Origin of the sequence: Comamonas odontotermitis, from assembly GCF_040396735.1 — a bacterium.
Taxonomy (GTDB): Bacteria; Pseudomonadota; Gammaproteobacteria; order Burkholderiales; family Burkholderiaceae_C; genus Comamonas; species Comamonas odontotermitis_C.
On record NZ_JBEBNZ010000015.1, the window covers coordinates 55,166 to 69,819 of the forward strand.

Consider the following 14,654-nt stretch of genomic DNA (forward strand, 5'->3'; position numbering starts at 1 on the left):
GTAGACAATGGAAGCATTCAAGGAACCTCCGCCCCCCGCGCGATCTTTTTGTGAACGGATATTGACTCATGACAGCCAACACAATCAAAGTGGTCTGCTCCAACTGCAACCTGCGAGAGCTGTGCATGCCCGTGGGTCTGTCGCCCGACCAGATGGATCGCATCGATGAGATCGTGGCAACGCGCCGCAAGATCAAGCGCGGGGGGGCGCTGTTTCGCAATGGCGAGGCGTTCACATCGCTGTATGCGATTCGCACCGGTTTTTTCAAGACCAGCGTGGCCACCGAAGATGGACGCGATCAGGTCACCGGTTTTCAGATGGCGGGCGAAATCATTGGTCTGGACGGCATCGTCAACGACCAGCATTCCTGTGATGCCATTGCATTGGAAGACGCGGAAGTCTGCGTGATGCCCTATTCCAAGCTGGAAGAGCTGTCGCGCGAAGTCAATGCCCTGCAGCACCACGTTCACAAGGTGATGAGCCGCGAAATCGTGCGCGAACACGGTGTGATGCTGCTGCTGGGCAGCATGCGTGCCGAGGAGCGCCTGGCCGCATTCGTGCTCAATCTGGTGCAGCGCCTGCACGCGCGAGGTTTCTCGCAGTCCGAACTGATACTGCGCATGACGCGGGAAGAAATCGGCAGCTATCTGGGCCTGAAGCTGGAAACTGTAAGCCGCACCTTCTCCAAGTTTGCGGAAGACGGCATCATCGAAGTCAAGCAGCGCCATGTGCGCATCCTGGATACCGACAAGCTGCAGGCCCTGATCAACAGCCAGCAATGCACGGTCTGAGCGGACCCACCGCGCTCCCGGCAAACACATGCTGCCATTGCCGGCTCTGACACAGGGCATGGCAGCCTTTGCGCCAATGCGCTAAGGTGCAAACATGCAGCCGCCCCGGTTGCACCTTCGAAAGGAGCTGAAGATGTACAACCATATCCTGCTCGCCACCGATGGATCCGAGCTGTCCGAAAAAGCAGTGCAGCACGCGCTTGCTCTGGCCAAGCTGGGACAGACCCAGATCACCGTGGTCAATATCTCGCCCAACTACCCCCGCAGTTACTTTGAAGGCAGCGCGGTCATCGACCTCAAGGAGGTGGAACGTATTCAGCAAAGCTGGCTGGACGCTGCCCAGGCCGTGGTCGACAAGGTCGTTGCCCAGGGAACTGCAGTGGGCGTGCCGGTAAAGGGCATCGTTCTGCAATCCGACCTGGTGGCCGAATCGCTGCTCAAGACCGCGGAAAAGGAACACTGCGACCTGATCGTCATGGCCTCGCATGGCTATCGCGGCATCAAGCGCCTGCTGCTGGGCAGCGAAACCCAGCATGTATTGACGCATGCAACGATTCCGGTGCTGGTGCTGCGCTGAGTTTCTGGCAAATCCGGCCTGCAGCGCACGCGGGCCAAGGACAGCCGCCTTGTTTTCAGCAGCAAAGCAAACGGCAGGCTTGAGTGCCGACCGCTCATAAAAAAAGAGAAGGCTTAGGGCCTTCTCTTTTGCTTAACGGTCTCCAGCAACCCTGGTTCAGGGCTTGACTGAAGGGCGCTGCGGGCCTCAACCCTTGAACAGATCCTGGTATTGCGCCCGCAGCAGATTCTTTTGCACCTTGCCCATGGTGTTGCGCGGCAGCTCGTTCACCACAAAGCAGCGCTTGGGAATCTTGAAATTGGCCAGCTGCTTTTTCAGCGTGGCAATGATGCCTTCGGCATCTGCCGCCTGGCCCGGCTTGGCAATGACCACGGCAACCCCTACTTCGCCAAAGTCAGGGTGCGGCACGCCGATCAGGGCACTTTCGGCCACACCGGGCAGCTCGTTGATGAAGCCTTCGATCTCTGCCGGGTAGACGTTGTAGCCGCCAGAGATGATCAAGTCCTTGCTGCGGCCCACAATCGTCACGTAGCCGCGCGCGTCCACCTTGCCAACATCACCGGTCTTGAACCAAGCGTCCTTCGTGAACTCCTCGGCAGTCTTCTCGGGCATGCGCCAATAGCCGCTGAACACATTGGGGCCTTGCACCTGGATGTTGCCGATCTCGCCAGCCGGTACCGGCTGTCCATCGTCTCCCTGTACGCGCACGCCTACTCCCGGCAGCGGAAAGCCGACGGTGCCGCCCCGGCGCTCGCCCTGCCCCTCGTAGCGGCTGTCGGCGCAGTAGGGGTTGGAGACAAGCATGATGGTTTCGCTCATGCCGTAGCGCTCCAGGATGGTGTGGCCGGTGCGCTCCTGCCATTCGCGGAAGGTCTCGATCAGAAGTGGCGCGGAGCCGGAGATGAAGAGGCGCATGTTCCGGGTGGCGGCCCTCGTGAGCGTGGGCTCAGCCAGCATGCGCACATACAGCGTGGGAACACCCATGAAGACCGTAGCACGCTCCATCGCAGCGATCACGGCCTTGGGCTCGAACTTGGAGAACCAGACCATCTTGCTGCCATTGAGCAGCGCCGCATGGATGGCGACGAACAGGCCGTGCACATGGAAGATCGGCAGTGCATGGATCAGCACGTCACCCTCCTTCCAGCCCCAGTAGTCCTTCAGCATCACTGCATTGCTCAGCAGGTTGCCATGGCTCAGCATGGCCCCCTTGCTGCGGCCGGTGGTGCCACTGGTGTACAGAATGGCGGCCATGTCATCGGATTGCCTGACGGCAGGCTCATGCGTATCGGCACAGTGCACGGCACGCTCCAGCAAGGTGCCGCTGCGGTCATCACCCAGCGTGAAAACGCTTTGCGTTCCGCACTGGAAGGCGATTTTGGACACCCAGCCAAAGTTCTGCGGCGAGCACACCACCACGGCTGGTTCCGCATTGGTGATGAAATATTCGATCTCGGCGCTTTGGTAGGCGGTGTTCAGCGGCAGGAAAACGTAGCCTGCTCGCAGGGTGGCCAGGTACAGCGCCATGGCTTCCACCGATTTCTCGACCTGTACCGCCACACGGCTGCCTGCGGGTATCTTCAGGCTACCCAGCAGATTGGCAATGCGGGCACTCATGCGGTCCAGATCACGCCAGCTGTAGTTCAGCGGCTCACCGCTGGCCGATGTGGTCTCCACGGCGACGGCATCCAGGTCTTTGGGAAAGGCTGCGCGCAGCGCGCAAAACAGGTTGTCGTTTTTCATGTCTGTCTCTGGGTTGGTTAGGTTCTGGGCGTCTTGACAGGCGCCCTCAGAATTGGGGAGTCCGCTTGGCCACAAAGGCTGCGATGCCTTCGCGGTGCTCTGCGGAATCGGCGTAGGCGTAGGGCTGCGACAAAGCAGGCGCCGCCATGTCGCCTGCCGCCAGTGCACGCAGGGTTTGCTTGTTGAGCCTTGCCGCCTGCGGAGCCAGACTCGCCACGCGCGCCGCAGTTTCGGCAACGTGCGCGGCCAGCAGGTCGGGTTCCATGCAGCGGCTGACAAACCCGGCGGCCTGCATCTGGTCTGCGCCAAACACCGCAGCTTCGAGCAGCATCTGCCGAGCTTTCATCGCGCCGACCTGGCTGGCTACCAGCGCAGCTTCCCTGGGTGCCATCGGAAAGCCCAGCTTGGCAATGGGTGCGCCAAACTTGGCATTGGTGGCGGCAATGCGGATGTCGCAGCAACTGGCAATCTCCACCCCGGCGCCCATGCAGGCGCCACGGATGACCGCGATGACGGGAATGTCGCAGCGGAGCATGGCATCCAGGCCTGTCCAGACTTCGCCTTCGTGAAACGCTGCCAGGGTGTCAGGGGCGAAGCGAAAGCTCTCGTACTCCGAGATATCGCCACCGGCGCAGAACGCATCCCCTTCACCTTCAATCACGATGCAGCGCACATCCGGATTGTTCTGCAAGCTCTCAAAAACAGAGCGCAGCGCCCGCCACATGTCGCGCGACATGGCATTGAGCTTGCCCGGGTGGCTGAGCACCACGCGCACGATATGCGCATGGACCCGGCCATCCGCCGCCACCCACGCCTCCTGCCTGATCTGACCTGCCATCACCCCGCTCCCATGTGATTCGATTCCTGCATCCGTCAATGGCTGGCCAGCTTCGCAGGCGGAATGTCTTCCAGGCCTGCGCCTTGCCTTTTCACCATCGGTTGATGAAGAAACGAAATGCATGCCTTTATTCGATCTTGGCGCCCGAGGCCTTGACCACCGCCGCCCAGCGCTTGACCTCGTCGTTCACAAAGGCGGCAAACTGTGGCTGCGTCATGCTGCCATAGTCCGCTCCATTTTTCGCCCAGATCGCCTTGATTTCTTCGGAAGCCCCCATTCGTTTGACTTCTTCCACCATGCGCGCCTGCACCTCGGGTGCCGTTCCCTTGACGGCCCACAGGCCGTACCAGGTGGTGACGTTGTAATCGGGCAGCCCCACTTCGGCAGCACAGGGCACATCAGGCAGTGAGGGGTTGCGCTTGTCACCGGCCACCATCAGGCATTTGATGCGGCCCGCAGCAATGTGCGCCGCCGATGAGCCCAGGCCATCAAACAGCATGTCCACATTGCCCGCTATCAAATCCTGCAACGCCGGCCCCGCCCCCTTGTAGGGCACATGCAGGATATCGGTCTTGCTCTGTATCTTGAACAACTCGCCTGCCAGATGGTGGCTGGAGCCAGCCCCCGCCGATGCAAATGTCATCTTGCCGGGGTTGGCCTTGAGCTGGGCCAGCAGCTCCTGCATGTTCTTGATGGGCAGTTTCTTGGGATTGATGACCAGCACCTGCGGCACCGTCGCGAGCAACGCCAGCGGCACCAGATCCTTCTGGATGTCGTAATCGAGCTTGGGATAGACCGAAGGTGCGATCACGTGGTGCGTGCCGCCCATGAAGAAGGTATAGCCATCGTGCGGCTGGCGCGCCGCGTAGCTGGCGCCCAGGGTTCCTCCCGCGCCACCCTTGTTGTCGATCACCAGGGTTTTTCCGGTGGTCTTGGAGAACTGCGAGGACAGCGGGCGCGCGAATGCGTCCGTACCGCCGCCCGCAGGAAAAGGCACCACCCAGGTCACCGGCTTGCTCGGCCAGTCCTTGGCGGATTCCGCCATGGCCCATAGCGGCAGACCGCCCGCCGCCATGCCTGCGGCCATCTGGCCCAGGAAATGCCGGCGCGGCAAGGGGTGGAAAGAAATTCCAGGATTGCGCTTACTCATGTTTGTCTCCTTGCTATTTTTTGCTGCGGCGGGGTGAAACCTGTTCCGGTTCTCTGCTGCAGCCTGTCTCCTGCACTACCAAACCGGCCCGGCAGACGGATGGGCCAGCGTCGATGCTCCTTCTTCACTGCCGTAGGGCGGCAAATTGCAACCAATCACTCGTCAATAAGAGCTGCAGGCGCCTGTCGCTATTGGTTTTCAAGGTCTTTTCCATCGAAAACCGAATAAAGACAGGCGCAACCAGCTATTGTTTCCGAAGGCCTGCTCAAACCTTGGCCTGCGATTCAATCGCCGATGACACCGGCACCTTGCCCTGAGCCAGCAGGCTGCGGTGTTTGTCCAGGCGCTTCAAGTCATACAGGTAGTTCACCATCAACCCGTAGGATTGCTTGACGCCCTTGGCAGAAGGGTCGCCCGCCCAGTTGAGCCGCTCCACCCGCGCGCCATTGCCCAGATGGAAACGCGCCACAGGGTCCACAGGCCGGCCCTGCACCAGGGTCTTGCCCAGGTAGACGGCGGCGGCATGGGTCAGCAGCCTGGCCTGCACGCTGTCGGCGGCAAGCTCGGTGGGTTTGTCATAAACGGCCAGCCATTGCGCGCCATCCATGGTTTCGTTGCCCAGCTCCTTGGCGAGGTCCGCACGCAGGCGCTTGTCGGCGCCTTCCCAGACAGTCTCTGCATGCTTGCCCAGCCAGTGGCGAAAGCCCGGAATGGGCGACAGGGTGGCAAAGGTGCGCAGCTTGGGAAACTCCTGCAGCAATTGCTCCACCACGTTCTTGATCAGGGAATCGCCAAAGCTCACGCCGCGCAGGCCGGTCTGGGTGTTGCTGATGGAATAGAAGATGGCCGTGCCCGCCTTGGTCAGGTCGGCGGCGGCGGCGGCCTCGTCCAGCAGCGGGGTGATGGAATCGGACATCTTGCCGACCAGCGCCACCTCCACAAAGATCAGCGGCTCGCCCGGCAGGCGCGGGTGGAAGAAGCCATAGCAGCGGCGGTCGCTGTCGAGCCGGTTTTTGAGATCGGCCCAGCTGCGGATGTCATGCACGGCTTCATATTTGATGAGTTTTTCCAGCAGCGAGGCGGGCGAATCCCAGTTGAGGCTGCGCATTTCCAGAAACGCCACATCAAACCAGGTGGAGAACAGGTACTCCAGATCGGCATCAAGCGTACCGAGCCACTCCTCGGTCTTGAGCAGGGGCAGCAGATCGGCACGCAGATCCAGCAAAAAACGCATGCCCTGGGGCGGCACTGCAAAGCGCTGCAGCAGCCGCATACGCGGGGTCTGCAAGGCGCGGCGCAAATGCTTTTCGGCAGCGCCCATGCCGGAGGTACCCAGCGCATCCTCATAACGCTGGCGCGCCTGCTGAATCTTGGCCACATCGGGGACAAACTGTTCGCACAGCAGGCGCCACAGGTCCTGCCGCTCTGCGGGAGCTGCGCCGGCATACCACTGCATCACCTGCTCGGCCAGGCGCCCGCCTTCCACATCGCTCACCTCGCTGGCAGCCGCCCCCTGCAGGTCAGCCAGAACGCGGCGCAGTTCGCGCGGAGACAAGGCCTCGGCGCCACGGCGCAAGGTGGCCTTGAGGCGCTCGGTCGTGTTGCGCACCCCTTCAGAAGTATCGCTGCCCAACTCGGCAGGAATGCCGACCGAGCGCAACCAGGCCGCGCTTTTTTGCAGCCAGCCGGAGGCCATCGACCCGATATCGGTGGCAGCGCTTGCTGCGGTTTCGTTGGATTCAGAGGTCTTGGTCATAAGGCGATTCTCGACAGGGACAGGGTGGTCATGCGCTGCAAAGCCTTGCGCTGCTGCAGCAAATGGTGGCGCATGGCTTGCTCGGCAGCATCTGGCTTGCCCGCCACCATGGCTTCGTAAATGTTCAGGTGCTCCTGCAGGCTGCCCGCCAGGCGGCCGGGCGCACTGAGTTGCTGCAGACGCGCCAGCCGCAGGATGCGGCGCAGATCGGCAATGGTCTGTGCCAGCCAACGGTTATCGGCCAGCGTGATGAAGGCTTCGTGAATCTGGTGGTTCATGCGGTAATAACCCGCAATATCGCCCGATTGGGCGCAATGCGTGAGCTGCTCGTGCATCACGTCGAGCACGGCGCGATCAGCAGCGGTCAGCTTGTGGGTGGCTTCGAACGCCGCCCGCCCCTCGAGCAGGGCAATCACCGGAAAGATGTCGTCCAGGTCACGGTCGGTGATCTTTTCGACAAAGCAACCCCTGCGCGGCTCGTGGCGAAGCAGCCCCTCCGAGACCAGCAGCTTGAGCGCCTCGCGCAGCGGCGTGCGCGATACCTCCAGCTGATCGCACAGGGCCTTTTCATCCAGCAGCTCGCCGGGCTCCAGCTCGCCCGCAAAAATGAGGTCGCGGACCTGGGTGGCGACGGTGTCATGCAAGGGTTGTGCGGCTGTGGCCATTCACATGCTTCCTCAAGACAATGCAGAACCTGCATCTGCAAGAACCCTCGCCAAAATATGCAGACGACATGCATCGCATACCTCGCTGGGTTCCCACCCCGTGCAGTTGTCTGTAATTATGAGAAATAACACAGCATTTCGTATTGCGTATTTACACCAAGTCCGCTTTGTTACCATTGCCTCACAGGCCCTGCCCGCAGCTTGCCTATGGCCTTGAAATAATCCGGTAATAAAAAAGCAGGCACAAAGGCCTGCTTGGTGTGGAGCGGTGAAGGATCAGTCCTTGCCGTACGGATCAAAGTCAAAGTACTTGTCGGCAATCTTCTTGTAGGTGCCGTTGGCGCGGATTGCAGCGATCGCGTCGTTCAGCTCCTTCTTCAACTCCGGCTGGCCCTTGCGCAAGGCAATGCTGGCACCTTCGCCAAAAATCTTCTTGTCGACCAGCGTGTCGCTGACGAATTCGAATTTCTGGCCTTCCGGCTTCTTCAGGAAGCCATAGGCGATTTCCACGCTGTCGGCCACGGAGCCGTCGAGGCGGCCCGAATTGATGTCCAGGTAAACAGGGTCACGGCCAGGGTAGGACACCACATCGGCACCTGCGGGCTTCAGATAGGCCAGTGCCCATTTTTCCTGAATGCTGGCCTTGAGCACGCCAATCTTCTTGCCCTTGAGCGATTCGGGGCCGGTGTACTTGAAGCCCTTGGGCATCACGACACGAGCGCCGGTGTGGTAGTACTTGTTGGTGAAGTCCACCACGCGGGCACGGTCTTCGGTCTTGGCCATGGAGCTGATGATCACATCGTACTTCTTGGCCTGCAGTCCGGGAATCATGCCGTCCCACACCTGCTCGACAAACACGCACTTGCGCTTGATCTGCTCGCACACTGCATTGGCGATGTCGATATCGAAGCCAGCGGGCTGGCCCGATGGAAGCTTGTAGGTGAAGGGCTCGTACGATAGATCGACGGCCACCTTCAGGTCCTGCTGGGCGAACGCCTTTGCAGACAGGCCCATCAGCGCACAGGCGGCCAGGGTAACAGCCAAAACTTTCTTCATTCCACGACTCCAAGAACTAGACGGATGAGGGAGGCCGTGCCACAGGCGCAGCCATTGACGGGCGCGCGTGGCAGCCTTTGTTTGAAACAAACGGTCAGTATAGTGCCGGCCAGGCCCCCGTCAGGGGTTTGTCACACGGCTGCCGCAATAGGCTGGCTACGGCCGCGGTTCCACAGGAAGAGGCCAAACAGCACCATGGGTACGCACAGCCACTGGCCCATGCTCATGCCCAGCGACAGCAGGCCCAGAAAATCGTCCGGCTCGCGGAAGTACTCGGCCGTGAAGCGCAGCACGCCGTACCCCACCATGAAGAGGCCTGCCACCTGACCCTCGCCACGCGGCTTGCGCGAGTACCACCAAAGCAGAATGAACAGCAGCACGCCTTCCAGCAGAAACTGGTAGATCTGCGAAGGGTGGCGCGGCAGCATCGACCCGCTTTGCGGAAACACCATGGCCCAGGGCAGCTCGGGGCTGGCAAAGCGGCCCCACAACTCGCCATTGATGAAGTTGCCGATGCGGCCCGATGCCAGGCCCAATGGGATGCAAGGCGCTACAAAATCGGCCACCTGCAGCCAGGGACGCCCCTTGAGCCGGGCAAACAGCAGCATGGACACGATCACGCCGATCAGCCCACCGTGGAAACTCATGCCGCCTTGCCAGATGGCAAATACCTCCAGCGGATGGCTCAGGTAGTAACCCGGTTTGTAGAACAGGCAGTAGCCCAGGCGGCCCCCTGCAATCACACCCAGCACGCCATAGAACAGAATATCTTCCACGTCCTTGCGCACCCAGCGCGACGGTGTGGTGATCGATGCAAAAGGCTGGTCCTTGAGGCGCCGAATGCCCAGCAGCAGGAACAGGCCAAAGGCAACCAGATAGGTCAGGCCATACCAGTGCACGGCCAGCGGACCGATCTTGATGGCGATGGGATCGAATTGGGGATACATCAGCATGGCAGGCATTGTGCCGTAGAACCTGGGCCGCCCTGTGAGAACGTGTTTACGATCCCGGCGCAACTGCGTTGGCGCCAGCAGGCGGATTCGGTACAGTGGAATATGGCCTGCATCCGGGTGCCGGCAGGAATCCGCCAGGGCCAGCGCATTCGATTACACAATCACCGGCAATGTTTTGTCGCTTTTATTTTCGCCGTTTTGACAATTTTCAATCGTCATTTTCGACGATTTGAATTCATTGAGTTTAATTTTCAATGCAATATGTCAGAAAAGCTTCCTGCGGGCGATATACTGCCCGGGCGAATGCAGTCCGGCACTCGCTAGAATCCTTTTTCCGCCACGAGCGTACACATTGCCATGACATCCACCAGCGTTCCTCTGACCGGTAGTATTGTTGCCCTGATCACCCCCATGCAAGCCGATGGCAGCGTGGATTACGGCAGCCTGCGAAAACTGATCGACTGGCACATTGCCGAGGGTACCAATTGCATCGGCGTGGTCGGCACTTCCGGCGAATCGCCCACGGTGACCGTGGAAGAGCACATGGAGATCATCCGTGTGGCAGTGGAGCAAGCCGACAAGCGCGTCCCCATCATGGCCGGCTGCGGCGCCAATTCCACCCATGAAGCCATCACGCTGGCCAAGTATGCCAAGAGCGTGGGCGCTGACAGCCAGCTGCAGGTCGTCCCCTACTACAACAAGCCTACGCAGGAAGGCCAGTACCAGCATTTCAAGGCCATTGCCGAGGCGGTGGGTGATCTGCCCATCTTCCTGTACAACGTACCCGGCCGCACCGTGGCCGACATGCAGTACGAGACCGTGCTGCGCCTGGCCGAGTTGCCCGGCATTGTCGGCATCAAGGAAGCAACCGGAAACATCGAGCGCGCGCAGTGGCTGATCAAGGATGCGCCGGCAAATTTCGGCATCTACTCGGGCGATGACCCGACCGCAGTCGCCCTGATGCTGTGCGGCGGCCACGGCAATGTGAGCGTGACCGCCAACGTCGCGCCACGGCTGATGAGCCAGTTGTGCGAGGCCGCAATTGCCAAGGATGTGCGTCGGGCTATGGAAATTCAGAATAAACTGCTGCCGCTGCACAAGAGCCTGTTCTTGGAGGCCAATCCCATTCCTGTAAAGTGGGCGGCCAACAAGATGGGGCTGTGTGGCCCAACCCTGCGCCTGCCAATGACTGAGCTCTCACCCAGCCTGCATGGCACGGTGGAAGCTGCGATGCGTGAAGTCGGCCTGCTGTAACAAGGCTTTCCACGCGTTGTCTCTGTTAAGGATTTGAACGTGAATTCCCTCGCAAAACTTAGCGTCCTCGGCCTGTCGATCACTTTGGCTGCCTGCAGCAGCACCAGCGACCTGCTCTCTGGTGACAAGATCGACTACAAGAGTGCCTCCAAGGGCCCGACGCTGGAAGTGCCTCCCGACCTGACCCAGCTGTCCAAGGACACCCGCTACGTAGTGCCTGGCGGCACCGTGTCTGCGGCGGCCTACCAAGTGCAGCAGGACAACAAGCCCAAGGGGCAGGTCAACGCCGCCGTCAGCAAGATCGGCGATGTGCAGATCGAGCGCGATGGCAACCAGCGCTGGCTGGTGATCGACCGCTCCGCCGACAAGGTGTGGGAACCCGTCAAGGACTTCTGGCAGGAAAGCGGTTTCTCGCTGACCATCGATCGCCCGGACATCGGCATCATGGAAACCGACTGGGCCGAAAACCGCGCCAAGCTGCCACAGGATTTCATCCGCAAATCCATCGGCAAGATCTTTGATTCGATCTACTCGACCGGCGAGCAGGACAAGTTCCGCACCCGCATCGAGCGCCGCCCCGATGGCAAGACCGAAATCTATGTGAGCCACCGCGGCATGGAAGAAGTCTATTCCAACAAGGAAAAAGACAGCACCATCTGGCAGCCACGCAAGGCCGATCCGGAACTGGAGACCGAGTTCCTGCGCCGCATCATGGTCAAGCTGGGCGTGAGTGAAGAGCAATCCAAGGCGATTGCGGCAGCTCCGCTGGCGCCTGTCACCACATCCAAGATCGCCACGCAAAATGGCGCCCCGGTGCTGGAAGTGGCCGATCCGTTCGACCGCACATGGCGCCGCGTTGGCCTTGCGCTCGATCGCACGGGCTTTACCGTCGAGGATCGCGACCGCAGCCAGGGCATCTACTATGTGCGCTACATCGATCCGACCGATCTGAACAAGAAGCCCGATGGTTTCTTTGCCAAGATCTTCAACCGCAACCCCGATGCGCCCGAGCCGATCAAGTACCGCATCCAGGTCAAGAGCGACAACGCCACCAGCGTGGTTTCCGTGCTGAGCGCCAGCGGCCAGGCAGACACCTCAGCCAATGCCCAACGCATTGTGAAGGTGCTGGCTGACGACATGAAGTAAGCCGTCAAAGCCGCCGCAACCAACCCCAAGCCACTGCCTCACCACAGTGGCTTTTTCATGGGCGGAACTGCCTGCGCTCCCAATCCTTGCTGGCTCCAGAAGGACCTCCAGCTTGCTCGCGCAGCGAGGGATGCCGCAACACTGCCAGCGCCTGCATTTTGCTTGCGTCTAAAAGAGATTCACCTCCAGCGCACGACTGTTATGCATTTTTTGCTCTTTTTTCAATAGCAAATAATGCCAACTAGGCAACGCACCTTCTTGCGTTCCCTTGCACCGCCCGCATCCGTAAACATCCAAATCCCAAAAAGCAAAAGCCCGCGCGAAGCGCGGGCTTTGTGGATTGACCGAAGCCACCTGCGGCACAGGGCCACAGACAACACCATCAATTACTTGGTGGCAGCATCCTTGGCAGCGGTAGCAGCGTTCGAAGCGGCATCAGCAGCAGCCTTGGCAGCGTCAGCAGCAGCGGCGCCAGCGTCCTTGGCGGCATCCTTGGCAGCGTCAGCAGCGTTGCCAGCAGCAGCAGCGGCGTCCTTGGCAGCATCCTTGGTGGCGTCAGCAGCGGCAGCACCAGCATCCTTGGCTGCGTCAACAGCGTTCGAAGCAGCGGTACCAGCAGCAGCAGCAGCGTCCTTGGCAGCATCAGCGGCAGCGTTGGCAGCATCCTTGGCGGCTTCAACAGCAGGTGCTGGAGCTTCAACAGGCGCTGGTGCAGGAGCAGCAGCTTCTTCCTTCTTGCCGCAAGCGGCCAGTGCAACAGCAGCGATCAACGAAGCGAGAACAACGGACTTCTTCATTTGGATATTCCTAACCACGGTGGATTCTTGTGATTCAAATCAGAGGCAAACGATTTACCCCAGGCAGAGCGTGCACAGCACTAGGCTTTTAACGCACCAGACTCGTCGTGGGATTATAGGGATTACCCCCGAACACCGACTATGCCTGTGTTGCCGTTATTGTTGCTGCTTAGCAACAATTTATCGAACTTGACGAACTCCGCTTACAAGCCCAGCACGCTCGCCGGCAGCGCCGGAGTGCTCTGATGCCTGATCCACTCCTGCAGCATTTCACCCCGGGGCACGACGGCCGTACGTCCTGCACTGGCCAAGCCAATGCAGCGCTCCACGTCAAGCCGCTCTACCACCCATTGCGGCGACCACAGCGCACTGGGCACCAGCGACACATCGCGAGCCTGCAACTGACGGCATTGCAGCTTGTGATCCCACACCGTGCGCCATTGCATCCAGCGCGGATGGCGGCGCGGCAATGCATCAAAGCGGTAGGCCAGCACAGTCATCAGACGCCCGTGCCGGGCCCAGCGCTGCAGCAGGTCAATAGCCGCGCGCGTTCCCCATGGCCAGTCGGCGAAATTCGGATCGGCCACGATCAGCTCAGGCCACCCCTCGTCCGCAGCCCTTTGCAAGAAATGCAACACATGGTTATCGAATGCAGCTCGCCCCTCGAACCGGCCTTCGCATGCCGCAGCCGCAGCTGCAATTGGAGCTGATGCGGCACCGGATACGGGTGGTGGAGGCGAAGGCTTCTGCATGTCCGTAATGGCGAAGGCGTCATTCAGAGACAGCGTGGGCCCAGCCGTCTTCGCACCACTGCGACAGCAGCGACAGTGCGTCGTCACTGGCCCCGTTCACATCGCGGCGATCAAGGCGGCGGGTGTCGGCAAGTTTCTTCATCAGGGTGAAATCCTTGCCGCCCGCCCGGTAGCTCTCGCCATTGATGAAGATGTGGTGACCGTCGTACATCATGCGTGTCTTGCGATCCAGGGCTACCGCTTCCAGCATCGCAGGATTGCCTTCAGGCTCGAACCAGACGTTGGCCTTGGGCTCGGTGAGCGACTCGCCCAGCGCCCGGGCCAGCGCCAGCGGCTCCGCCAGGCGCTTTTCCAGACCGATGCGGGCAAATTCCAGCATCTCGGGTGGAATGGCGCCAGGCGTCCCTACCGCCGCCTGCTTGGGGTCCTTGTAGATGGGCGTGGCAGCCCGCGCATTGCTATCGCAGTCGTCCAGATCGTCCACATCCGACAGGCGCATGAGCAGATCGCCCGCCAGTTCATGCTGCGCAGGCGAGCGGAAACCGATGGAGTACGTCATGCACTCGCCTTTGGCCACGCCATCGTGGGCGTAGCGCGGCGGCAGGTACAGCATGTCACCCGGCTCCAGCAGGTACTCCTCCTCCGCCTCGAACTCGGCGAGTATCTTGAGGGGAATGCCATCCTTGAGCGCCAGGTTCTTCTGTTTGCCGATGCGCCAGCGGCGTTTGCCATGTGCCTGCAGCAAAAACACGTCGTAGCTGTCAAAATGCGGCCCCACACCGCCGCCGTTGCTCGCATAGCTGATCATCAGATCGTCCAGGCGGGCCGCAGGAACAAAGGCAAAGCGCTGCAGCAACTGATGCGCCGCAGCATTGTGCAGATCGACCCCTTGCACCAGCAAGGTCCAGTCCTCGGTCTTGAGCGAGGGGATCGCGCGGCGGCTGAACGGGCCGTGCTTGATGCTCCAGGCGCCGCCCTTCTGCTGAATCAAGCGCGACTCCACGCCCTCCTGCCCCGCCAGTTCAAACAGTTCTGCACGCGGCAGTGGCAATTGCAGATTTTTCCAGTCGGTCACGGCGCCGCGCACCAGCAGCGGCTTCTTCTGCCAGTAACGGCGCATGAACTGGGCTGGAGAGAGTCCGCCGAGCAGCGGCAGTGCTTGTTCGATTTGCATGG

The 14,654-nt window shown here is 60.7% G+C and carries 14 protein-coding genes; 4 read left to right on the forward strand and 10 right to left on the reverse strand.

Annotation, left to right across the window (positions count from 1 at the left end):
* Positions 1-68 precede the first annotated feature (68 nt).
* Positions 69-791 carry a fumarate/nitrate reduction transcriptional regulator Fnr gene (fnr, locus tag ACH2DG_RS13965; protein WP_395026852.1) on the forward strand — a complete coding sequence of 241 codons (723 nt, stop codon included), beginning with the start codon at positions 69-71 and terminating at the stop codon, positions 789-791.
* 133 nt (positions 792-924) lie between these two features.
* A complete protein-coding gene (locus ACH2DG_RS13970) occupies positions 925-1,368 on the forward strand; it encodes a universal stress protein (protein WP_395026854.1) in 444 nt (147 codons plus the stop codon).
* Positions 1,369-1,554: 186 nt separating this feature from the next.
* On the opposite strand, the gene ACH2DG_RS13975 is transcribed toward ACH2DG_RS13970, so the two are convergent.
* The 7 genes from ACH2DG_RS13975 to lgt all read right to left on the reverse strand — a co-directional run bounded on the left by ACH2DG_RS13975 (position 1,555) and on the right by lgt (position 9,529).
* Positions 1,555-3,111 carry a malonyl-CoA synthase gene (locus tag ACH2DG_RS13975; RefSeq protein WP_395026855.1) on the reverse strand — a complete coding sequence of 519 codons (1,557 nt, stop codon included), beginning with the start codon at positions 3,109-3,111 and terminating at the stop codon, positions 1,555-1,557.
* 46 nt (positions 3,112-3,157) lie between these two features.
* A complete protein-coding gene (locus ACH2DG_RS13980; RefSeq protein WP_395026857.1) occupies positions 3,158-3,949 on the reverse strand; it encodes an enoyl-CoA hydratase/isomerase family protein in 792 nt (263 codons plus the stop codon).
* A 127-nt stretch (positions 3,950-4,076) separates the two neighbouring features.
* Positions 4,077-5,099 carry a Bug family tripartite tricarboxylate transporter substrate binding protein gene (locus ACH2DG_RS13985; protein WP_395026859.1) on the reverse strand — a complete coding sequence of 341 codons (1,023 nt, stop codon included), beginning with the start codon at positions 5,097-5,099 and terminating at the stop codon, positions 4,077-4,079.
* A 265-nt stretch (positions 5,100-5,364) separates the two neighbouring features.
* Entirely contained in the window at positions 5,365-6,795 is a 1,431-nt protein-coding gene (locus tag ACH2DG_RS13990) for a malonyl-CoA decarboxylase (RefSeq protein WP_395026936.1), read from the reverse strand.
* 56 nt (positions 6,796-6,851) lie between these two features.
* Positions 6,852-7,520 carry a GntR family transcriptional regulator gene (locus ACH2DG_RS13995; RefSeq protein ID WP_395026860.1) on the reverse strand — a complete coding sequence of 223 codons (669 nt, stop codon included), beginning with the start codon at positions 7,518-7,520 and terminating at the stop codon, positions 6,852-6,854.
* Between the two features lie 276 nt (positions 7,521-7,796).
* The gene (locus ACH2DG_RS14000) at positions 7,797-8,576 is read right to left on the reverse strand and encodes a transporter substrate-binding domain-containing protein (RefSeq protein ID WP_395026861.1); all 780 of its coding nucleotides are present in this window, start codon (positions 8,574-8,576) and stop codon (positions 7,797-7,799) included.
* A gap of 131 nt (positions 8,577-8,707) precedes the next feature.
* Positions 8,708-9,529, reverse strand: a complete 822-nt coding sequence (gene lgt / locus ACH2DG_RS14005; RefSeq protein ID WP_395026863.1) for a prolipoprotein diacylglyceryl transferase — start codon at positions 9,527-9,529, stop codon at positions 8,708-8,710.
* A gap of 357 nt (positions 9,530-9,886) precedes the next feature.
* Between lgt and dapA the strand changes: the two genes are divergently transcribed.
* Both dapA and bamC read left to right on the forward strand, forming a co-directional pair.
* Entirely contained in the window at positions 9,887-10,783 is an 897-nt protein-coding gene (gene dapA, locus ACH2DG_RS14010) for a 4-hydroxy-tetrahydrodipicolinate synthase (protein ID WP_224149916.1), read from the forward strand.
* A gap of 39 nt (positions 10,784-10,822) precedes the next feature.
* Complete coding sequence (gene bamC / locus ACH2DG_RS14015) at positions 10,823-11,929, forward strand: outer membrane protein assembly factor BamC (RefSeq protein ID WP_395026864.1); 1,107 nt, start codon at positions 10,823-10,825, stop codon at positions 11,927-11,929.
* 386 nt (positions 11,930-12,315) lie between these two features.
* On the opposite strand, the gene ACH2DG_RS14020 is transcribed toward bamC, so the two are convergent.
* From ACH2DG_RS14020 to ACH2DG_RS14030, 3 genes are all read right to left on the reverse strand, one after another.
* Positions 12,316-12,726 carry a hypothetical protein gene (locus tag ACH2DG_RS14020; protein WP_395026866.1) on the reverse strand — a complete coding sequence of 137 codons (411 nt, stop codon included), beginning with the start codon at positions 12,724-12,726 and terminating at the stop codon, positions 12,316-12,318.
* Between the two features lie 203 nt (positions 12,727-12,929).
* Positions 12,930-13,361: a hypothetical protein gene (locus ACH2DG_RS14025; protein ID WP_395026868.1), complete on the reverse strand. Its 432-nt coding sequence runs from the start codon at positions 13,359-13,361 to the stop codon at positions 12,930-12,932.
* A 136-nt stretch (positions 13,362-13,497) separates the two neighbouring features.
* Positions 13,498-14,652, reverse strand: coding sequence for a JmjC domain-containing protein (locus ACH2DG_RS14030; protein ID WP_395026869.1), 1,155 nt, complete (start codon positions 14,650-14,652; stop codon positions 13,498-13,500).
* Positions 14,653-14,654 lie beyond the last annotated feature (2 nt).